Consider the following 18,531-nt stretch of genomic DNA (forward strand, 5'->3'; position numbering starts at 1 on the left):
TCGGCGCACAAGTCCCCGTCACTCACAGGCTGTGACGAATCAAGGGCTGCACTCACATTCTACGCTTGACTGCGGCAAAGCGGCGGCACATGGCCGCCGCCGGAGAGGAATATCACTCCTCGTCGCCGCCCCGATCATTGAACAGGGTGGCGGCTGCGGCGGCGATTTCCGCCTCGATGTCGGAGCGCTCAGCACGTTGGGTCAAATCCTCGCCACGCGCCTGGCGTTCTGCTTCTTCGGCACTGCGCGCCACGTTCATGTGAACCGTCACTTCGACTTCCGGATGCAGACGCACCATCACCGCATGCATGCCGATACTCTTGATCGGCTTGTCGAGCGGGATCTGGCTGCGCTCGACGCTGAAGCCGCCGGCGACCACTGCTTCCGTGATGTCGCGGGTCGACACCGAGCCGTAAAGCTGGCCGGTTTCGCCAGCCTGACGCACGACGACGAAGGATTTACCCTCGAGCTTCTCGGCAACCGTCGAGGCCTCTTTCTTCAGTTCGAGGTTGCGGGCTTCAAGCTGCGCCTTCTGGCTTTCAAACCGCTTGGTATTGTCGGCCGACGCGCGCAACGCCTTGCCGCGCGGCAGCAGGAAGTTGCGGGCATAGCCATCCTTGACGGTGACGACTTCGCCCATCTGGCCAAGGCGGGGAATGCGCTCGAGAAGAATAACGTCCATGGTGATATCCTCTATGGTTGGATTGCTGTTCAGGAAAGGGGTGAAGGGGAGGACGGAGCGCGGGTGAAGCGGCGCCGCAACTGGACGAACTGCTCGACGACGCCAAGCACCATCAGCGGCACGGCCGGCCAGCCGAAAATAATCAAAATGACATAGATGAAAATCAGCAGCGGGCGACGGAAGCTGCGCCCCCTCGTCACCACGTGCAGGACGCCAAGCCCGATCACGATCCACACCAGCGCCAGCGCGCTGGCGTAAAAGGCCGCGACATAGCCAAGCGCTCCGCCAGCCAAGGCTGCAAACGCGAAAATGGCAAAGAAGGCCGCCAGAAACAAGGGTGGTAATTCGATCGCCGCTAGATCCGGCCACGGCCTTGGCAGCTGCCCCGAGTACTGAGTGATGCGGGCGGCAAGCCACAGATTGACCAGCGTCGTTGTCGTCCACAACAGCGCGGCCGCAAGCGGCAGGGCATATGCCAGATTGTCGCTTAGCTCGAGGGCGTAGGAATATTGCTCGCCCTCGCTGGTCGTGCCTGCGCGCCCTTTGAGAAGCTCTTTGAGCACGGCTTGGATTGGCGCCGTGTAGGCTTCGAGATCGAAATGAGCGCGGGCGAATGTCAACGCAAGCGCAGTGCCGCCAAGAACGCCCGCCCAGATCAGGAGCCGCCCCAGCGGATACCATTCGATTGCGCTGTCACCGGTCGCGCCAGGGGTAACGGGGGCGGCGCGCCCGAGCACGGCCAGATGGCTCAACCACACCGCCGGCCCACCCACAGCGATAAGGTAAAACAAACTCGTCCCGAACCCGGAGATCAACAGGTTGATCAGGGTGGCAATCACAACCGCGCCGCTTGACGCGACCACACCCCAGCCGAGCCCGGCAATCAGAATGGTGAGCGGTGCGATATAGCCGAGCAGGAAGGCGGGCGGCGGCGCGAAGGCCACCGACACGTAACAGAGCGCCGAGGTCACCCCGGCGATCACGATGATGAAATACGGACCCAAATTCATGTCTCGCTGTCCCGCTGCGGTGAGCGGTTAGAGGCCGAAACGGCCCCAACCAGGGTCGTGAAGGCGCCTGCTTATTCGATGACGAAGGGCAGGAAGCCGATGAAACGGGCGCGCTTGATGGCCTGCGCCAGTTCGCGCTGCTTCTTGGCGCTCACCGCCGTGATGCGCGAGGGGACGATCTTGCCGCGCTCGGAAATATAGCGCTGCAGGAGCTTCACGTCCTTGTAGTCGATCTTCGGCGCGCCATTGCCGGTAAACGGGCAGGATTTGCGGCGACGGAAGAACGGACGACGTGCCTGTGCCTGTGCCATGTTCAGCCCTCCACCGGCGTTTCGCTTGCCACACCTTCATCGTCGCGCCGGCGCGGCGGGCGCCGCTCGCCGCGATCACCACCGCGAAAGTCACCGCGATCACCACCACGGAAATCGCCACGATCGCCACCCCGGAAATCGTCGCGCTCACCCCGGCGCTCATCGCGCTCGCGGCGCAGAAGCACCGCTGACGGGCCTTCCTCATGCTCTTCAACGCGTATGGTCAATGACCGCAGAACGTCCTCGTTGAGCTTGAGCTGGCGCTCCATTTCGGCGAGCGCCGCCCACGGGCCTTCGATATTCATGAAGGCGTAATGGGCCTTGCGGTTTTTCTTCATGCGGTAGGCGAGCGAGCGCAGGCCCCAGCTTTCAACCTTGTGGACCTTGCCACCGAGGCCTTCAAGAACGCCCTTCATCTGCTCGACTAGGGCATCGACCTGGGCGGGTGTCGCATCCTGGCGTACAAGAAACATATGCTCGTAAAGAGCCATGCTGAACCTCTCTTTTCAAACCATCCGGCGCGAAGCCCCCTCGAACCCGGAGCGGTTCGACGGTAATGCGAAGAGCGGAAGCGTGGACGACCGGGCTTTATGCCCTGCCTGCATGACACAGGCTCGCCCGCCAGCCCCCGGCCGGATCGGAGGCGGGTGGGTAGCAGAGGCAGGGGGGAATGGCAAGGGTGAGCTGAAGCGCTCGCGGGTTCAGGCCTGACCGCCGCGCGCCACCGGCGACGATCGATTGCCTGCGTTGCGCCGCTATTCTTCCCGAAACCATCACAAGACCAACGACATGCAGCGACTTTTCGCAGACCGTCTTCCCGCAGCTTCCACTCGTGTTAGGATTTAATTCCTTTATTGCTGATGAGTGGACCCGATGATGGAATTGCCGCCCTATCTGCGAACAACCCTCTTGCGCCAGCGCTGGCTGGCGGCAGCCGAGCGCTTCGAGCTGGCACTGGCCGCCCGCGAACCGGACTATCCGGCGCAGAAGAAGCAGGCGCTGGAATGGCGCCTTGCTGAGCGTGAGGCGGCACTGCACCACGCTTACGACGAACTGCACCAGCTCAATTTGCGCTTTGATCCCAGCCAGCCGCGCATTCCCGCCGGCGAGCCTGGCGCCGGACAGTGGACGAGCGGGGGTGGCGGGGGCGATCAAGAGCCAGGTTCCTCACTCTCTGATGATAGCGAATTTGGCGGCGACATGCCGCTCCCGGATTTCCGCGAGCGCCTATTTGACGCGCTGGGTCTGCCGCAGAATTCGGACAGCGCAACCGGAGATGATTTCCGCATCATTCCCGCCTCCGCTCCCAGCCGACCGGGAGATGACGGCCAGCCTCCCGGCACGCCGCCGCAAATCCCCGAGGAGCCACCACCCACCCGCAGAGGCATCACCAATGTCGCCAAATCATTAGCCCAATGGATGGCCAATACGGTCCGTGACCTCGGAGCTGAGGCAAGCTCGACGATCGGCATGCTCGAATTTACGGTTCGCACGACGGTTTGGCTCCGCTATGATCTTGAAAGCATCATCACCTATCAGGACCCGGCGAAATCACTGGGGGAACTCTACGAGGCGGTCGATCAGCCACGGGCTGGAACCGACATTCACCACATTATGGAGCAGGCGGCCTTACGCAAGCTCGATATTCCCGAGGACATGATCAATGGACCAGCCAATCTCGTCCGCATCCCGCGCTACAAGCATCACGAGATTACGGCCTGGTATGCGAGGAAAACCAAACAATTCGGCGGCCTTCCACCGCGTGAATACCTGGCGGACAAACCAATGAGCGAACATATGAGGGTGGGACTCGACGCATTGCGGCAATATGGAGTGCTGAAGCCATGAGAAAAAAAGAGAAAATCGAGAATTACACGTCCGCCGATTTGGTTAAATTATATGAGGAGAACGCTTTAAAAATGTATAACGCATTAAACGAATACGATGTAAAAAAATATAATAAATTGTATGATAAAAATTCATTGATAATAATTGAACTTAAGAAAAGGCCGGGAGATCATCGGCGTGATCTTTTGCCTTTGCTTGATCATACTAACATGGGTGTCCGGTTTCAAGCTGCAAATACGACTTTTGTATTTGCTCCCGATAAGGCTCGCACCGTGTTAGAAAATATTGCCTCGTCCCGTCGCTTTCCACTGGCAGGAGACGCCGGCATGATCCTTTCTGCCCTCGACGACGGAACCGGCAAGCTCGATTGAAGTCACATTTGCTCTTGGCAATATCCGGCGCCCGAATAGCCCGGCGCCGGACAGTGGACGAGCGGGGGTGGCGGGGGTGTCGCTGCCGATTCAGGCGATCCGCTCTTCGACGGTTCCGACACGCCTGAAGACGCAACCGACGCTCCTCCTTCCGATAGCCCGTCCGGCACCATCATCGGCTCCGCGCCCGACGGCACACCGATCGTGGCAGTCGCCGACAATTCGCCGTCCAACCGATATAATGTCGTGCTGGAGGAGGAGGAAAGAAATGGCGGCCATACCCTTCGCCGACATGTCGGTTTGAGCGATGAGGAATTGATTGATTACGTCAGGCAGCGGCGAATGCGACTTCTCGATCTCCCTGGCATCAGAATCGATAGCTATCTTGAGAGTCAGGGAAGTTTCACCGACATTCGGTCCGCAAATGACTATGTCAACCGCGTCCTCGAAACCAATAGTTATCGTCTCGACGCGGTGGCATCAGGTTTAACGTACAAAGATTCACTCGAAATGCGTTTTGGCAAACAAACGGGCCACGAATCATTCGCGACCGGGCGCGGCACCGAGATCATCATGCGTCCGACCTATAGTGTGAAGGTCATAATCGAATACGATCAAAATAGCACAAGAGGGTATCGGGTTCGCAGCGCCTATCCTTTCGACCTCAGGAAAAAAAACTGAAAGGCAAAAGCATAAAGAGACCGCCAGAATTCGACAGGGTGATCTCGCGATTTTTTCAATTGAGCGATATCGATTACCCTGACTTTTATGAATGGATTCAGGTTCTGGGGCGCGGGAACGACCACCAGGGCGAACGGGAAATTGTTCGAGCTTTTCTCGATGAAATTCTTAATGGAAATTATTCAGAAGAAGATCTGCAGAAAATATACCGCTCCGCCGGTCCTGAATATCAGATGACGCCAATCCGATACTTTCTGGAAAAATTGCGCGAGGCTCAAGACTAAGGCCGAGACGGACCGATTGCGCAAGGTAAACGCCAATCCAGCCGCGCATTCCCGCCGGCGTGCCCGGCGCCGGGCAGTGGACGGGTGGAGGGTGATGCGCGTGGGCAGCAGAGGCCGGGGCGAATGGCAAGGGCGGGGGAGTTATACCTGGATTGCCCTGCGAACATCCGTATGGATAAAGTCATCACCCTTGAACAAAAGCGGCTCATCCCGCTCTTTGGCGAGCGCATAGGCGAAAGCGTCGCCAAAATTGAGACCGGCGCGATGACGACCCTTGCCGTATTGGGCATAGGCACGACGCACGAACCGCATCTGGCCAAGGGAGACGGGTTCGATCGTGATGGCGCTCAATTCCATGAACGCTTCAAATGCCTGAACCGCCACGATGCTGTTCTGTCCATCAATACGGATGGCTGCTTCCAGATAATTGACCGCCGAAATGCGCGGAGCATCTGCCTGGGCCAGCGCTGTTACAAACTGGGCTGCTTCTGGTTCTTGAAACAGGATCGCAAGCAAGGCTGATGCGTCCACAATCATACGGGCAACCCGTCTTCGCCGTAGAGTTTGGCATGATCGGAGGAATGGCTATTAGGCTGCATCTGCTCTGCACATAACCGCGCGAGCGCCATGAGCCGTTCTGGGCTGCGTGCACCTTCCGGTGCCTGTTGGCGGCTGCGCACGGCGGTCAATCGTTCTGCAAGCGCCTGTCGCACCGCCGCAGTGATGCTCTCTCCCGTCAGTGCCGCAAGCTGCTTTGCCTGCTGGTGTACATAGTCATCCTTGATATTGAGCGGCATCACAATTCCTCCATGTCCTCCATAATAGGAAGAGAAAAGGCAAATATCCAGCAAATTGGAGGAAAGGAGGAGGTTGTTGGCTTCGCAGTTTCGCAATACGCGATGAATTGGGTCAAGTGTGAGAGGGTTATTACAACAGATAGCTTTAAGAAAGAAATGGATGTGATGCTAGCGTACAGCCGAGCCCATATTGCTTGTCAATGGTAAGACTTGGAGACAATTGAGAGCGGCATTTGCTGCATCATTGATGCTGCTGATGATGACGGGGCGGACTTCGCGTGCCTCGCCAATGGAAGGGGCAAAATCAACGCTCCCGCGCCATCACCGCACCCGCTCCCACACAGCGCGCGCCGGATAGCCATCCGCCGGCGTGATGCCTGCCTTCACCTGAAAGGCGTGGACGGCCTCACGCAGGATCGGGCCGATGCGCCCGTCAGCCTCGCCCTTGTAATGGCCAAGTGTTGCCAGCCTTTGCTGCAGGGCCTTGATCTCATCAGGCTTCAGCGGGTTCGGCTCGTCCGGCCAGCGCCCGACCACTCCGGGTCGTCCGGCGATCTTTTCAGCGAGCAATGACACCGACAGCGCATAGGCGTCCGAGAAATTATAGGCTTTCAGCACAAAGAAATTGGGCTGCAGCAGCAGGGCAGGGCCGATCGCGCCTACTGGGCGATAGAGCACCGCCTCGCCAATCCCCTTGAGGCTGCTGCCATCGGCCTGTGTGAGGCCAGCGCTGCGCCAGGCGGAAATGGGCTGGCGAAAGGCGCGGTGATCGAAGCCGGCAGGCAGTTTGACTTCGCTGCCCCATGGCTCGCCTGGCTTCCAGCCGGAATTTTTGAGGAAATTCGCAATCGATGTCAGGCTGTCGGGAACCGATCCCCAGATGTCGGGAGGCGTGCCCTTGCCGGCAAAACTCACCGCATGCGCCAGATAGGCGGAGGGCAGGAATTGCGGGTGCCCCATGGCGCCCGCCCATGAGCCGATGAGGCGCTCGCGCTTCACCAGTCCCCGCTCGATCATGAGGAGAGCCGCAACCACCTCATCGCCCCATCTGGGTTGATCGGGGGCAAGAAAGCCCTGGGTGAGAAGGGCGCGCAAAACCTCCTTGCTGCCAAAATCGCGACCAAAATCGGTTTCCATGCCCCAGATGGCGAGGATGATCTCGCGTGGCACGCGCAGCCGCTGCTCGATCACCGTAAGCTGCGGCCCGTACTGTTTGCCAAGAGCTATGCCCCGCGTTACCCGCGCCGGCGCCGCAGCGCTCGTCACATAAGCCTTGATGGGTTTCAGGAATTCGCTTTGCTGGCGCGGGCGGTTGCGCAAACTGGCGTCAGGCGTGATGGCGCGCAGCGTGCTGTCAAAAACGGCGGCCGACACGCCTTTTTGCAGAGCAAGCGGGCGCAGAGCGCCAACATAGCCAGCGAACCGATCAAGATCGCTTGCTGAAAACTCCTGCGCCCAGAGCGGTCCAAGCGGCAAAAGGCAGGTCACAACCAGCGCGGTGCCGGTTAAGCTGCGCCAGCGCCCCCTTGACAGAGGGGCGCTGCGGGGCTCATTGCCGCCGCTCCCTTTTGTCATTTTTGAGGTTCCCTTATGTCGCTTGCCTTCGTTTTTCCCGGCCAGGGCAGTCAGGCGGTTGGCATGGGCAAGGCGCTCGCTGAAGCGTTTCCTGCCGCGCGCGAGGTTTTTTCCGAAGTCGATGATGCGTTGAACCAGCATCTCTCCCGCCTCATGTTTGAAGGCCCGCTCGACGAGCTGACATTAACTGAAAACGCCCAGCCGGCCCTGATGGCTGCTTCATTGGCCGTCATGCGGGTCATCACCCGCGAGGTGCGTTTCGATGTAGCAGCTAAGGTGAGATTCGTCGCGGGTCATTCGCTGGGTGAATATTCAGCCCTTGCCGCTGTCGGCGCCTTCACTTTGGCCGATGCGGCGCGCCTGCTGAAGCTGCGCGGCAAGGCGATGCAGGCCGCGGTGCCGGTGGGGGTGGGCGCCATGGCGGCGCTTCTTGGTGTGGACCTTGCCGCAGCGCGCGCCATTGCCAGCGACGCAGCGCAAGGCGAGGTGTGTGATATCGCCAATGACAACGGCGCCGGCCAGGTGGTGGTCTCCGGCCACAAGGCGGCCGTCGAGCGTGCCATCGAGATTGCCAAGGAGCGCGGCGTCAAGCGCGCGATGGCTCTGCCCGTTTCGGCGCCTTTTCACTCGGCTCTCATGGCGCCTGCAGCGCAGGTGATGGCGGGCGCCTTGAAAACGGCGATCATCCACACCCCCGCCGTGCCGGTGGTTGCCAATGTCACCGCCGCGCCGGTGAACGGGCCGGACGACATCCGCGCCCGCCTCGTCGAGCAGGTGACGGCAACGGTGCGCTGGAGCGAAAGCGTGACGTTCATGGCGGGGACGGGCGGGGTGACGCGCTTTGCGGAACTTGGTGCCGGCAAGGTTTTGACCGGACTGGCCAAACGTCTGGCGCCGGATGCCGAGGCAACGGCCCTCGGCCTTCCGGCTGATATCGAGACTTTCATGAAAACTGTTTGAGAAGAGGTGCGTGATGTTCGATTTAACCGGCCGCAGAGCGCTGATCACCGGCGCCACCGGCGGCATCGGTGGCGCAATCGCCAAGGCCTTGCATACGCAGGGTGCCACCTGTCTGATTTCCGGCACCCGCCAGGAAAAGCTCGATGAACTCGCGAGCGCCCTTGGCGAGCGGGTTCATGTCGCCGCCTGCGATCTGGGCGATGGCGCGGCCGTTGACGCTCTGCCCGACAAGGCCGCTGAGCTCATGGGCGGACTTGACCTTGTTATCGCCAATGCCGGCATCACGCGTGACAACATCTTCATCCGTCTCAAGGATGAGGATTGGGAGACGGTGATGAACGTCAACCTGACGTCCTATTTCCGCCTGTCGCGCGCCGCCTCCCGCATCATGTTGCGCCAGCGCTTCGGGCGTATTGTCGCCATCACCTCGGTTGTTGGCGTCACCGGCAATCCCGGCCAGGGCAATTACTGCGCCTCGAAGGCCGGCATGATCGGCATGTCGAAAGCGCTTGCCTATGAGGTGGCAAGCCGCAACATCACCGTGAACTGCGTGGCGCCCGGCTTCATCGAGACGGCGATGACGGGAGCGCTGAACGACAAGCAGAAGGAAGCCATCCTCGGCCGTGTGCCAGCGCGCCGACTGGGTTCGGTTGACGAGATCGCGGCAGCTGTCGTCTATCTCTGTTCGAACGAGGCGGCTTACGTCACCGGCAGCGTCCTCCACGTCAATGGCGGTATGGCGATGGTGTAAGGCTGGAGCGATTGGCACATGCCGGCGCTGGCAATGCGAAAGCGAGTATGTTAACGACCCGCTGCCTTGCTCTGGCCTGCGGTTGACAGAGCCGGGGTTGTGGAGGGATCAACGAGAAAACGGCAATCACTGTTTGCCGTTGGGATCATGGACATTTTGTCTCGTCAGGCTACAGTCGTCACGGCTGGATCAGGTAAGGGAAACGGTGCTCTTGCGTGATTGATGAGATTGGGATTTATCGCCGTAGGGCCGATCGGGCCGTGTAGGGAAACGAACATGAGCGATGTTGCAGAGCGCGTGAAGAAGATCGTTATAGAACACCTCGGAGTTGAGACCGACAAGGTGGTGGAAAGCGCCAGCTTCATTGACGATCTGGGCGCAGACAGCCTTGATACGGTCGAGCTGGTCATGGCCTTCGAGGAAGAATTCGGCGTTGAAATCCCCGATGATGCCGCCGAGACCATCCAGACGGTCGGCGATGCCGTGAAATTCCTGCAATCGAAGACCGCCTGATCCGTTTCGCGGGCCAGGTGATCAACACAGGTCAGGCAAGCACAAGATCGGCGGGAATATCGCGATGCGGCGAGTAGTCGTCACCGGTATTGGCATGGTCACGCCGCTGGGATGTGGCGTGGAGACGACCTGGCGGAATGTGCTGGCGGGCAAGTCCGGCGCCTCTCAGGTCACGAAATTCGACACCAGCGATCTGGCCTGCAAGATCGCCTGCACGCTCCCGCTGGGGGCGGCGAGCGACGGCGCGTATAATCCCGAAGAATGGATGGATCACAAGGAATTGCGCCGCGTTGACGATTTCATCGTCTACGCGATGTGCGCCGCCAGGCAGGCGATAGAGGATTCAGGCTGGCGCCCGACCGCCTATGAAGACCAGATCACCACGGGCGTGCTCATCGGCTCCGGTATCGGCGGTATCGAAGGCATTGGGGACGCGTCCATCCTGCTGCGTGATCGTGGTCCGCGGCGTATTTCACCTTTCTTCATACCCGGACGCCTGATCAATCTTGCAGGCGGCTACATATCGATAGAATTCGGCCTCAAGGGCCCCAATCATGCCGTTGTGACGGCCTGTTCGACAGGCTCTCACGCCATTGGCGATGCCGCCCGTATGGTGGCGCTGGGTGATGCCGACGTTATGGTCGCCGGCGGAACCGAAAGCCCGGTCTCGCGTATCTCGCTTGCCGGTTTTGCGGCCTGCCGCGCTTTGTCCACAGGCTTTAACGATACGCCACAGAAGGCATCCCGTCCTTATGATCGCGACCGTGACGGCTTTGTCATGGGTGAGGGTGCCGGTGTGGTGGTTCTTGAAGATATCGACCACGCGAAAGCCCGAGGCGCCAGGATTTATGCCGAAATCGTTGGTTATGGCATGTCTGGCGATGCCTACCATATCACCGCGCCGACCGAGGACGGAGATGGCGCCTATCGCTGCATGCGCGCGGCTCTGAAGCGGGCTGGTATCGATGCGTCTTCGATCGATTACATCAATGCGCATGGCACGTCGACGCCGCTTGGCGATGAAATCGAGTTGAGGGCGGTTGAACGCCTGGTTGGCAATGCAGCCGCGACGATAGCGATGTCGTCTACCAAATCGGCAACGGGGCATCTGCTGGGGGCAGCCGGTGCTATCGAGGCAATTTTCTCCATTCTGGCTATTCGCGATCAGATCGTTCCGCCAACGATCAATCTCGATAATCCATCAATTGCGACACCGCTGGACCTTGTTCCCCACCAGGCGAAGTCCAAAAAAATTGATTACGCTTTGTCGAATTCCTTTGGATTCGGCGGCACCAATGCCTCACTCGTTTTTCGTCGTGCCGACGCCTGAGCGCCGCCATAATTTCGCGAAACGTGCTGTTTAGGAAGGGCCATGGGCTGCAAGCATTCTCGCGACGAGCCGTTGCGATCTGATGCGTTCTCAATATCTCAACTGATAATCGTCATCTTTCCACGAATGTGCTGACGGCATTGACGTGATGATCCAGGGCAAGGCTGATGGAATTGACTGAAAAACCCGCGCCCACTGACGCGCCGCAATCAGCACCTGCCGGGGAGACGGAGGCTGCCTCTGCTCTCGCGCCGAAACCGCGCAAGGCGCCGCTTCTGCGCCAAGCGAAATCGTCTGAGAACGATAAAAAGAAGAAAAAGCGCAAGGGCGGTTCGTCGAGCCGGGAATTCGTTGTTTTTTTCGATGGTCTGTTATCGTTTCTGATGATTGTGGCGCTCGCTGCCGGATCGGCGGGCGCCTATTTCAACAACATCTATCTCGCCTCCGGCCGCTCCGGCGAAGATCAGACCGTCATTGTTCCCAACCGTGCCGGTGCCACCGACATTGCTGAAATTCTCAAGCAGCGAAACCTCATTGAAGACACGCTGATCTTTCGCATCGGTGCCTATATTGGCCGCGCCAATGGCGAGCTGAAGGCTGGCGAATACCTCATCCCCAAGGGATCATCGACGCGCGACATCATCGACATTCTGCGCTCGGGCCAGAGCATCCAATACGGGGTGACGATCCCTGAGGGGCTGACCAGTTTGCAGATCGTGCAGCGGCTGCGTGGCGTTGACGTTCTCAGCGGCGACATTCGCCAGATCCCGGCTGAAGGATCGCTGTTACCCGACACCTATCGCGTCACACGCGGTACAAGTCGCGAGAGCATGTTGCAGATCATGCAGCGGGCCCAGCGTCGTGTCGTTGACGACGTCTGGAAGCGCCGCGCTGCCGGTTTGCCGTTGAAATCGCCGGATGAGCTGGTGGTGCTCGCATCCATCGTGGAAAAGGAAACAGGAAAATCCGCAGAGCGCGCCCGCGTCGCCGCCGTGTTTGTCAATCGTCTCAACAAGCGCATCCGCCTGCAGTCCGATCCGACGATCATCTACGGGCTGGTCGGCGGCCAGGGCCCGCTCGGGCGTGGGCTGACGCGCACGGAAATTGATCGCGCCACACCCTACAACACCTACGTCATCCTGGGTCTGCCGCCGACACCTATCGCCAATCCGGGCCGCGAGGCAATTGAAGCAGTGGCTAATCCACGCGTGAGCAACGAACTCTACTTTGTTGCTGATGGCACGGGCGGGCACGCTTTCTCGGAGACGCTCGATCAACATCAAAAGGCGGTTGCGCGCTGGCGCAATGTCGAAAAGACGCGCAGCGATGCAAGTGACGACGACAGCGCCGAGGCAAAGCCGCAGACGCCCGTCCAGCCCTCGCTCTCGGTGCGTCAGGCACCGCGCCGCCCAGCCGCTCCTGCGGTGCAGCCGCAGGGCGCGACCATCCGTTAAGCCATCGATCGGGCAGCACATAACATCCGCTGAACTTGTGAGCCTGCGCCATGCCGGTTAAGTTGTGATCGATAGTCGAGGCGACGAATCGCGCATGTTGGGAGATGGCCGTGCCGATTGCGAGCATGACGGGGTTTGCGCGCGTATCAGGAAATTTTCGCGATGTGTCGTGGGCGTGGGAACTGAAAAGCGTCAACGGACGAGGCCTGGATATGCGGCTGCGCGTCGCCCCCGGGCTCGACGGCGTAGAAATCACTGTTCGCGAAATCCTCCAGCGCCACGTCCAGCGCGGTACCATACAAGCAAACCTTGCCATTGACCGCCCGCCGCGCCCGGCGGAAATTCGCATCAATCATGATATTCTGTCTGCCCTCGTGAAGGCGGCCGGGGCCGTGCACGATGAAGCGGGAAGCAGGATTGCGCCCGCCAGTGTCGATGGGCTGCTGGCGGTGCGCGGGGTGGTTGAGATTATCGAGCGCCCCGATGATGATGAAGCAAGAGCCGGACTGACGGCTGCCGTCATTGACGGGTTTTCAGCAGCAGTCGGGGCGCTGGTCGAGGCGCGCAGTGTCGAGGGCCGTAACGTTGCGGAAATCCTGTCGCAGCAGATCGCCAGCATCGAAAAACGTGTGGGTGAGGCGGAAGTCATCGTTGCTGGACTGCCGCAAGAGCTGAAGGCGCGCATTAGCGACCAGGTGCAGGCTTTGCTGTCAGGCTCATCAGCATTTGATCCCGAGCGGCTGCATCAGGAAGCGATCCTCTTGGCGACGCGCGCTGATGTGCGTGAGGAGCTTGATCGTTTGCAGGCCCATATCGACCACGCCCGAAAGCTGGTCGCCGATGGTGGCGCGATTGGTCGCAAACTGGATTTTCTGGCGCAGGAATTCAACCGCGAGGCCAACACGCTGTGCTCCAAATCGAGCAACAAGCAATTGACGCAGATCGGATTGTCGCTGAAGACGGTCATCGATCAGATGCGTGAACAGGTACAGAATATCGAATGACGATACTAACGAGCGCAGGGCCTGGCATTACGCGACGCGGCTTGATGTTGATCGTCTCATCGCCATCCGGTGCCGGCAAGACGACGCTGACCCGCTCGATGCTGCAGGATGATCCCAATCTGACAATGTCAGTGTCGGTCACGACACGCGCGCGGCGCAGCAACGAAGTGGATGGCATCCACTATCATTTCATGACCCGTCCGCGATTTGATGCCATGGCCGCTGCCGGTGATCTTCTGGAATGCGCTGACGTTCACGGCAATGGTTATGGCACCCCGCGCGAGCCGGTGGAGGCTGCCCTGCAGGCTGGTCGCGATGTCCTCTTTGACATCGACTGGCAGGGAACCTCCCAGCTGTACGAGCGCATGGCTGCCGATATTGTCAGCGTCTTTATCCTGCCGCCCTCGATAGTCGAATTGCGGGCGCGACTTGAGCGCCGCGCCGAGGACGCGCCCGAGGTGATCGCCAAGCGCTTGACGAACGCCAAGCGGGAGATGGCGGAATGGCGGCGTTATGACTATGTGATCGTCAACAAGGACCTTGACGCGAGCCATGCGGCGCTGCGTTCAATCCTTGCGGCGTCGCGCTTAAACCGGCATCGTCAAATCGATTTAGATCAATTTGTTGAAGGGCTTCGCTCCAGTCTTTGAATCTGAATCAAAACATGAAGTGTGACCGCGACGGAAGTTTATTGCCGATGATGACAGCGCCCCTGACGTTGGTTAAACCGTTGCCACACACAAGTGGGAAGTGGTGATGACCAGAGACGAGGTGCTTGCGGAATTCAGGGCAGCCGGCGCGCTGCTTGAAGGCCATTTTATCCTGTCCTCTGGCCGCCGCTCATCCGTCTTCTTGCAAAAGATGTTCGTGTTCATGGACCCGCAGCGGACGGAAAGATTATGCAGGGCGCTGGCAGCCCTGGTGCGGGAGCGCTTCGGTGCCGTCGATTATGTCGTGTCGCCGGCGGTTGGCGGCATCGTGCCGGGGTATGAAACGGCGCGTCATCTTGGTGCCAAGGCGATCTTTGTCGAGCGCGAGGAGGGTGAATTCCGCCTGCGCCGTGGCTTTGCCATTCCCGAGGGAGCAAGAGTGATCGTGGTCGAGGATATCGTCACGACCGGCCTGTCGACGCGCGAATGTCTGGCGGCGATCAAGGACAGTCCCGGCACCATTCTCGGCGCCGCCGTTCTCGTCGACCGCTCCGACGGCAAAGCCGATGTCGGCGTGCCATTGCTGACGCTGTGCCGGTATCATGTGCCCGATTACGACCCCGCCGATCTCCCGCCCGACCTCGCTCGCCTGCCGGCCATCAAGCCTGGCAGCCGCACGATGCAGAAATGATATGGCAATGACCCGCTCACGCGTTCGTCTCGGTGTGAATATCGATCATGTCGCAACTGTGCGAAATGCGCGCGGCGGTGCCCATCCTGATCCGCTGCGCGCCGCCCTGCTGGCGGTTGAGGCGGGCGCCGATGGCATCACCGCGCATCTGCGCGAGGATCGTCGCCATATCCGCGACAGCGATATGGACGGGTTGAAAAACCAGCTCAAAGTGCCGCTCAATTTTGAGATGGCCGCGACTGATGAGATGATGACGATCGCCCTGCGCGTGAAGCCGCATGCCTGCTGTCTGGTCCCCGAAAAGCGTGCCGAGCGCACCACCGAGGGCGGCCTCGATGTGATCGTCGGGCAGCATCATCTGCAGCCTTATATCGCCCGCCTCAACGCCGCCGGCATCCGGGTGTCGCTGTTTATCGCGCCTGATGCGGAGCAAATCCGTATGGCCCGCACGCTCAGCGCGCCGGTGATCGAACTCCATACGGGTACCTATTGTCACGCCTTTGATGATGGCCGGACGGACGAGGTCAGGCAGGAACTCGCGCGTTTGCAGCAGGGAGCAGAACTGGCGGCTTCGCTGGGGCTTGAGGTGCATGCCGGTCACGGGCTCAATTTTGGCTCTGTCGGCCCCATCGCCGCTTTCCCGGAAATTGCCGAGCTGAATATCGGACATTTTCTGGTTGGCGAGGCGATCTTCAGCGGGTTGCCTGCAGCGATTGGCTCCATGCGCACGGCTATTGATGCTGCCCGCCCATGATTCTCGGCATCGGAACCGATCTTGTCGATATCCGGCGCATTGCCAAAACACTGGAGCGTCATGGTGAGCGCTTCATGCAGCGCGTTTTTACCCCTGTGGAGATTGCTCGCTGCGAACGCCGTCCGCTGCTGCGGGTGGCAAGCTACGCCAAGCGCTTTGCCGCAAAGGAGGCCTGCTCTAAGGCGCTCGGCACGGGACTTCGCGGCGGCGTTCACTGGCGCGCCATGGGCGTGATCAATCTGCCGAGCGGCAAACCGACGCTGGCGCTGACCGATGGCGCTGCAGAACGGCTCACCCGGCTGACGCCCGCAGGCCACGTCGCCGCCATCGATCTGGCGCTCACCGACGACTTTCCGTGGGCACAGGCGTTTGTCGTCATATCGCTCGTGCCGATTGCAAAGGACATTGTCCTGCCGCAGAGCTAGGGCTATACCGCCCCCTCAATGGGAAAACATCATGACAGTTGAATCCAAGGCTGATGACAAGAGAGGCGGTATTATTGATACCGTTATCGTCGTTCTGGAGGCGCTGGTCATCGCGCTGGTCATCCGGAGCCTGCTGTTTCAGCCTTTCAACATTCCGTCGGGGTCGATGAAAGCAACGCTGCTGGTCGGCGACTACCTGTTCGTTTCGAAATTCGCGTATGGTTATTCGCGACACTCCTTTCCCTTTTCCATCGTGCCCATTCCCGGCCGCATCTGGTCAGCGCCTCCTGAACGCGGCGATGTCGTCGTCTTCAAATTGCCGTCCGACGTCGAGATCGACTACATCAAGCGGGTGATCGGCCTGCCCGGTGACCGCATCCAGATGATCGGCGGCCTGCTGCATATCAATGGCAAGCCGGTCAAACGCGAGAGGGCGGAAGATTATGTGATGCCGGACGCTTTCGGTCGTCTGGTGTCGGTGCGCCAATATCGTGAAACCCTGCCAGAGGGGCGCACTTTCTACTCGCTTAAGCTCAGCGAAAACGGCTATCTCGACAATACGGAAGTCTTTCAGGTGCCGCCCGGCCATTATTTCATGATGGGCGATAATCGCGATAATTCGCAGGATAGCCGCGTCCTCAACGCGGTGGGCTATGTGCCGTTTGAAAATCTTGTCGGGCGCGCCTCGTTCATCTTTTTCTCGCTCGAGGAAGGTGAAGCCGCCTGGCAGCTCTGGCGCTGGCCGTGGATCGTTCGCTGGGATCGTATCGGCAAGGCGATCTGGTGAAATTGACGAAACGGGCAAGCCTGGCTGAACTGAGCGCGCGTCTTGGCTATCATTTTGCTGATGGGGATCTGCTCGTCGAGGCCTTGACACATCCAAGCGCGATCATGCGACCTGGCGATGCGTCCTATCAGCGGCTCGAATTTCTCGGCGATCGGGTTCTGGCGCTGGTCGTCTCGCAGATGCTGTTTGAGCGCTTTCCCGCCGAAAGCGAGGGCCATCTCGCCCGTCGCCTTAACGAGCTGGTGCGCTATGAAACCTGCGCTGAGGTGGCGCGCGAATTGGGGCTAGGCGCCCATCTGGTACTGGGTGCAGGCGAGCAGCGGGCCGGCGGCAGTGACAAGCTGGCAATCCTTGGTGATGCCTGCGAGGCGGTCATCGGCGCCATTTTCCGCGATGGTGGTTTCGCGGCGGCAAGAGACGTCGTCATCAGCTGCTGGTCGCAACGTGTCGATAACGCAATCGCAGCTCCGCGCGACGCCAAGACCGCTTTGCAGGAATGGGCGCAGGGGCGCGGCCTGCCGCCGCCGACCTATCAGCTGATCGAGCGTAGCGGCGCTGATCACGCGCCGGAATTCGCTATCAGCGTGCTTATCGCCGGCCATGGCGAGGCCGATGCCCGCGGTGGCTCGAAGCGTGCCGCCGAACAGCAGGCGGCCCAGCTATTGCTCACCCGCCTTGAAGGTGGAGAAAGGCCGATCAATGACTGATCAACTGGTTAGTGGTCCGCCGCGCCGCTGCGGCTATGTGGCGATGATCGGCGCCCCCAATGCCGGCAAGTCGACCTTGGTCAACGCCCTTGTCGGCGCCAAGGTGTCGATTGTGAGCCACAAGGTGCAGACGACGCGCGCCATCATGCGCGGCATCGTCATGGACGGCGCGGCGCAGATCATCCTGGTGGATACGCCTGGCATTTTCGCCCCCAAGCGCCGTCTTGATCAGGCCATGGTGCGTACCGCCTGGAACGGTGCCCGCGAGGCTGAAATCATCGCCCTCCTGATCGATGCGGAGCGCGGAATCGACGATGCCAATGCTGATCTTCTGGACAGGCTGTCGAAATTGCCGGGCGACAAGATCCTCGTTTTGAACAAGATCGACCGCGTGGCGCACGAAAAACTGCTGGGCTTGGCGTCCGATGCCAATAACAAGCTGGCTTTTGCCGCCACCTTCATGGTCTCGGCCCTGAAGAATAAAGGTCTGGGTGTTCTGACCTATTATCTCGCCACCCATATGCCTGAGGGACCCTGGCTCTTCCCTGAAGACCAGATATCCGATCTGCCGATGCGCATGCTGGCCGCCGAAATCACCCGCGAGAAGCTCTTTGAGAGGCTCCACGAGGAATTGCCTTACGCATCGACCGTGGAGACGGATTCCTGGGTGGCTCGGAAAGACGGTTCGGTGCGCATCGAGCAGAGCATTTTCGTCGAGCGCGAAAGCCAGCGCAAGATCGTGCTGGGCAAGGGCGGATCAACCGTCAAGGCGATTTCCATGTCATCGCGCCAGGAATTGATGGGCATCCTCGACCAGACGGTCCACCTCTTTGTCCACGTCAAGGTGCGTGAAGGATGGGCGGACGATCCCGAGCGCTACCGCGAGATGGGCCTCGAATTTCCCCGCTCGTAAGGCGGGCGCCCTTGGAGAATCCTCTCTCTCTTG

Annotated in this window: 24 protein-coding genes; 17 read left to right on the forward strand and 7 right to left on the reverse strand. The window is 60.1% G+C overall.

Translation table 11 applies throughout. From position 1 onward, the window contains the following. Window positions 1–112 precede the first annotated feature (112 nt). The 4 genes from rplI to rpsF form a co-directional block, all read right to left on the reverse strand. Entirely contained in the window at window positions 113–682 is a 570-nt protein-coding gene (gene rplI, locus ACINK1_RS10090; RefSeq protein ID WP_376800753.1) for a 50S ribosomal protein L9, read from the reverse strand. A gap of 29 nt (window positions 683–711) precedes the next feature. Further along, window positions 712–1,692 (reverse strand): DUF2232 domain-containing protein, encoded by a 981-nt coding sequence (locus ACINK1_RS10095; RefSeq protein ID WP_376800755.1) that lies wholly within the window; start codon window positions 1,690–1,692, stop codon window positions 712–714. Window positions 1,693–1,763: 71 nt separating this feature from the next. After that, a complete protein-coding gene (gene rpsR, locus ACINK1_RS10100; RefSeq protein WP_376800756.1) occupies window positions 1,764–2,003 on the reverse strand; it encodes a 30S ribosomal protein S18 in 240 nt (79 codons plus the stop codon). A 2-nt stretch (window positions 2,004–2,005) separates the two neighbouring features. After that, window positions 2,006–2,494: a 30S ribosomal protein S6 gene (gene rpsF / locus ACINK1_RS10105; protein ID WP_376800758.1), complete on the reverse strand. Its 489-nt coding sequence runs from the start codon at window positions 2,492–2,494 to the stop codon at window positions 2,006–2,008. Between the two features lie 382 nt (window positions 2,495–2,876). Between rpsF and ACINK1_RS10110 the strand changes: the two genes are divergently transcribed. From ACINK1_RS10110 to ACINK1_RS10125, 4 genes are all read left to right on the forward strand, one after another. Next, a complete protein-coding gene (locus tag ACINK1_RS10110) occupies window positions 2,877–3,851 on the forward strand; it encodes a hypothetical protein (RefSeq protein WP_376800760.1) in 975 nt (324 codons plus the stop codon). Further along, complete coding sequence (locus tag ACINK1_RS10115; protein ID WP_376800762.1) at window positions 3,848–4,222, forward strand: DUF2019 domain-containing protein; 375 nt, start codon at window positions 3,848–3,850, stop codon at window positions 4,220–4,222. The genes ACINK1_RS10110 and ACINK1_RS10115 overlap by 4 nt, the downstream gene beginning before the upstream one ends. A gap of 204 nt (window positions 4,223–4,426) precedes the next feature. After that, window positions 4,427–4,903: an RNase A-like domain-containing protein gene (locus ACINK1_RS10120; RefSeq protein ID WP_376800764.1), complete on the forward strand. Its 477-nt coding sequence runs from the start codon at window positions 4,427–4,429 to the stop codon at window positions 4,901–4,903. A 59-nt stretch (window positions 4,904–4,962) separates the two neighbouring features. Beyond that, window positions 4,963–5,187, forward strand: coding sequence for a hypothetical protein (locus ACINK1_RS10125; protein ID WP_376800766.1), 225 nt, complete (start codon window positions 4,963–4,965; stop codon window positions 5,185–5,187). A 141-nt stretch (window positions 5,188–5,328) separates the two neighbouring features. Here ACINK1_RS10125 and ACINK1_RS10130 read toward each other — a convergent pair whose 3' ends face one another. The 3 genes from ACINK1_RS10130 to ACINK1_RS10140 form a co-directional block, all read right to left on the reverse strand. Further along, entirely contained in the window at window positions 5,329–5,724 is a 396-nt protein-coding gene (locus ACINK1_RS10130; protein ID WP_376800768.1) for a type II toxin-antitoxin system VapC family toxin, read from the reverse strand. Further along, complete coding sequence (locus ACINK1_RS10135) at window positions 5,721–5,984, reverse strand: type II toxin-antitoxin system VapB family antitoxin (protein WP_376800770.1); 264 nt, start codon at window positions 5,982–5,984, stop codon at window positions 5,721–5,723. The genes ACINK1_RS10130 and ACINK1_RS10135 overlap by 4 nt, the downstream gene beginning before the upstream one ends. A 321-nt stretch (window positions 5,985–6,305) precedes the next feature. After that, window positions 6,306–7,559, reverse strand: coding sequence for a lytic murein transglycosylase (locus tag ACINK1_RS10140; protein ID WP_376800771.1), 1,254 nt, complete (start codon window positions 7,557–7,559; stop codon window positions 6,306–6,308). Between the two features lie 15 nt (window positions 7,560–7,574). Here ACINK1_RS10140 and fabD point away from each other — a divergent pair, with 15 nt between their 5' ends. The 13 genes from fabD to era all read left to right on the forward strand — a co-directional run bounded on the left by fabD (window position 7,575) and on the right by era (window position 18,498). Beyond that, window positions 7,575–8,519, forward strand: coding sequence for an ACP S-malonyltransferase (gene fabD, locus ACINK1_RS10145; RefSeq protein WP_376800773.1), 945 nt, complete (start codon window positions 7,575–7,577; stop codon window positions 8,517–8,519). 13 nt (window positions 8,520–8,532) lie between these two features. Further along, window positions 8,533–9,270, forward strand: coding sequence for a 3-oxoacyl-[acyl-carrier-protein] reductase (gene fabG / locus ACINK1_RS10150; RefSeq protein ID WP_376800775.1), 738 nt, complete (start codon window positions 8,533–8,535; stop codon window positions 9,268–9,270). A gap of 276 nt (window positions 9,271–9,546) precedes the next feature. Beyond that, entirely contained in the window at window positions 9,547–9,783 is a 237-nt protein-coding gene (locus tag ACINK1_RS10155; protein ID WP_376800777.1) for an acyl carrier protein, read from the forward strand. A gap of 64 nt (window positions 9,784–9,847) precedes the next feature. Further along, window positions 9,848–11,113 carry a beta-ketoacyl-ACP synthase II gene (gene fabF / locus ACINK1_RS10160; protein ID WP_376803396.1) on the forward strand — a complete coding sequence of 422 codons (1,266 nt, stop codon included), beginning with the start codon at window positions 9,848–9,850 and terminating at the stop codon, window positions 11,111–11,113. Window positions 11,114–11,280: 167 nt separating this feature from the next. Beyond that, complete coding sequence (gene mltG / locus ACINK1_RS10165) at window positions 11,281–12,567, forward strand: endolytic transglycosylase MltG (RefSeq protein ID WP_376800780.1); 1,287 nt, start codon at window positions 11,281–11,283, stop codon at window positions 12,565–12,567. Window positions 12,568–12,692: 125 nt separating this feature from the next. Beyond that, the gene (locus tag ACINK1_RS10170) at window positions 12,693–13,571 is read left to right on the forward strand and encodes a YicC/YloC family endoribonuclease (RefSeq protein WP_395760108.1); all 879 of its coding nucleotides are present in this window, start codon (window positions 12,693–12,695) and stop codon (window positions 13,569–13,571) included. After that, window positions 13,568–14,221, forward strand: coding sequence for a guanylate kinase (gene gmk, locus ACINK1_RS10175; RefSeq protein WP_376800784.1), 654 nt, complete (start codon window positions 13,568–13,570; stop codon window positions 14,219–14,221). The genes ACINK1_RS10170 and gmk overlap by 4 nt, the downstream gene beginning before the upstream one ends. A gap of 106 nt (window positions 14,222–14,327) precedes the next feature. Beyond that, entirely contained in the window at window positions 14,328–14,912 is a 585-nt protein-coding gene (pyrE, locus tag ACINK1_RS10180; RefSeq protein ID WP_376800786.1) for an orotate phosphoribosyltransferase, read from the forward strand. 7 nt (window positions 14,913–14,919) lie between these two features. Continuing rightward, window positions 14,920–15,666, forward strand: a complete 747-nt coding sequence (locus ACINK1_RS10185; RefSeq protein WP_376800788.1) for a pyridoxine 5'-phosphate synthase — start codon at window positions 14,920–14,922, stop codon at window positions 15,664–15,666. Further along, window positions 15,663–16,091 carry a holo-ACP synthase gene (gene acpS, locus ACINK1_RS10190; protein ID WP_376800789.1) on the forward strand — a complete coding sequence of 143 codons (429 nt, stop codon included), beginning with the start codon at window positions 15,663–15,665 and terminating at the stop codon, window positions 16,089–16,091. Before ACINK1_RS10185 ends, acpS begins: the two co-directional genes overlap by 4 nt. 31 nt (window positions 16,092–16,122) lie before the next feature. After that, the gene (gene lepB / locus ACINK1_RS10195; protein WP_376800790.1) at window positions 16,123–16,878 is read left to right on the forward strand and encodes a signal peptidase I; all 756 of its coding nucleotides are present in this window, start codon (window positions 16,123–16,125) and stop codon (window positions 16,876–16,878) included. Further along, window positions 16,875–17,585 (forward strand): ribonuclease III, encoded by a 711-nt coding sequence (gene rnc / locus ACINK1_RS10200; protein WP_376800792.1) that lies wholly within the window; start codon window positions 16,875–16,877, stop codon window positions 17,583–17,585. The genes lepB and rnc overlap by 4 nt, the downstream gene beginning before the upstream one ends. Beyond that, a complete protein-coding gene (gene era / locus ACINK1_RS10205) occupies window positions 17,578–18,498 on the forward strand; it encodes a GTPase Era (protein ID WP_395760109.1) in 921 nt (306 codons plus the stop codon). Before rnc ends, era begins: the two co-directional genes overlap by 8 nt. The last annotated feature ends 33 nt before the right edge of the window (window positions 18,499–18,531 follow it).

This window comes from Raskinella chloraquaticus (SeqCode), assembly GCF_021731865.1.
In the GTDB taxonomy this organism is placed as follows: Bacteria; Pseudomonadota; Alphaproteobacteria; order Rhizobiales; family UBA4765; genus Raskinella; species Raskinella chloraquaticus.

Excerpts from the sequence above, each read along its gene's own strand:
- rplI (WP_376800753.1), bottom strand. The coding sequence starts at position 682 with ATGGACGTTATTCTTCTCGAGCGCATTCCCCGCCTTGGCCAGATGGGC.
- gmk (WP_376800784.1), top strand. The coding sequence starts at position 13,568 with ATGACGATACTAACGAGCGCAGGGCCTGGCATTACGCGACGCGGCTTG.
- ACINK1_RS10185 (WP_376800788.1), top strand. The coding sequence starts at position 14,920 with ATGACCCGCTCACGCGTTCGTCTCGGTGTGAATATCGATCATGTCGCA.
- fabG (WP_376800775.1), top strand. The coding sequence starts at position 8,533 with ATGTTCGATTTAACCGGCCGCAGAGCGCTGATCACCGGCGCCACCGGC.
- ACINK1_RS10130 (WP_376800768.1), bottom strand. The coding sequence starts at position 5,724 with ATGATTGTGGACGCATCAGCCTTGCTTGCGATCCTGTTTCAAGAACCA.
- fabF (WP_376803396.1), top strand. The coding sequence starts at position 9,848 with ATGCGGCGAGTAGTCGTCACCGGTATTGGCATGGTCACGCCGCTGGGA.
- lepB (WP_376800790.1), top strand. The coding sequence starts at position 16,123 with ATGACAGTTGAATCCAAGGCTGATGACAAGAGAGGCGGTATTATTGAT.
- rpsR (WP_376800756.1), bottom strand. The coding sequence starts at position 2,003 with ATGGCACAGGCACAGGCACGTCGTCCGTTCTTCCGTCGCCGCAAATCC.
- fabD (WP_376800773.1), top strand. The coding sequence starts at position 7,575 with ATGTCGCTTGCCTTCGTTTTTCCCGGCCAGGGCAGTCAGGCGGTTGGC.
- acpS (WP_376800789.1), top strand. The coding sequence starts at position 15,663 with ATGATTCTCGGCATCGGAACCGATCTTGTCGATATCCGGCGCATTGCC.
- ACINK1_RS10140 (WP_376800771.1), bottom strand. The coding sequence starts at position 7,559 with ATGACAAAAGGGAGCGGCGGCAATGAGCCCCGCAGCGCCCCTCTGTCA.
- ACINK1_RS10115 (WP_376800762.1), top strand. The coding sequence starts at position 3,848 with ATGAGAAAAAAAGAGAAAATCGAGAATTACACGTCCGCCGATTTGGTT.
- ACINK1_RS10155 (WP_376800777.1), top strand. The coding sequence starts at position 9,547 with ATGAGCGATGTTGCAGAGCGCGTGAAGAAGATCGTTATAGAACACCTC.
- pyrE (WP_376800786.1), top strand. The coding sequence starts at position 14,328 with ATGACCAGAGACGAGGTGCTTGCGGAATTCAGGGCAGCCGGCGCGCTG.
- rpsF (WP_376800758.1), bottom strand. The coding sequence starts at position 2,494 with ATGGCTCTTTACGAGCATATGTTTCTTGTACGCCAGGATGCGACACCC.
- ACINK1_RS10170 (WP_395760108.1), top strand. The coding sequence starts at position 12,693 with ATGACGGGGTTTGCGCGCGTATCAGGAAATTTTCGCGATGTGTCGTGG.
- ACINK1_RS10095 (WP_376800755.1), bottom strand. The coding sequence starts at position 1,692 with ATGAATTTGGGTCCGTATTTCATCATCGTGATCGCCGGGGTGACCTCG.
- ACINK1_RS10135 (WP_376800770.1), bottom strand. The coding sequence starts at position 5,984 with ATGCCGCTCAATATCAAGGATGACTATGTACACCAGCAGGCAAAGCAG.
- era (WP_395760109.1), top strand. The coding sequence starts at position 17,578 with ATGACTGATCAACTGGTTAGTGGTCCGCCGCGCCGCTGCGGCTATGTG.
- ACINK1_RS10110 (WP_376800760.1), top strand. The coding sequence starts at position 2,877 with ATGATGGAATTGCCGCCCTATCTGCGAACAACCCTCTTGCGCCAGCGC.
- mltG (WP_376800780.1), top strand. The coding sequence starts at position 11,281 with ATGGAATTGACTGAAAAACCCGCGCCCACTGACGCGCCGCAATCAGCA.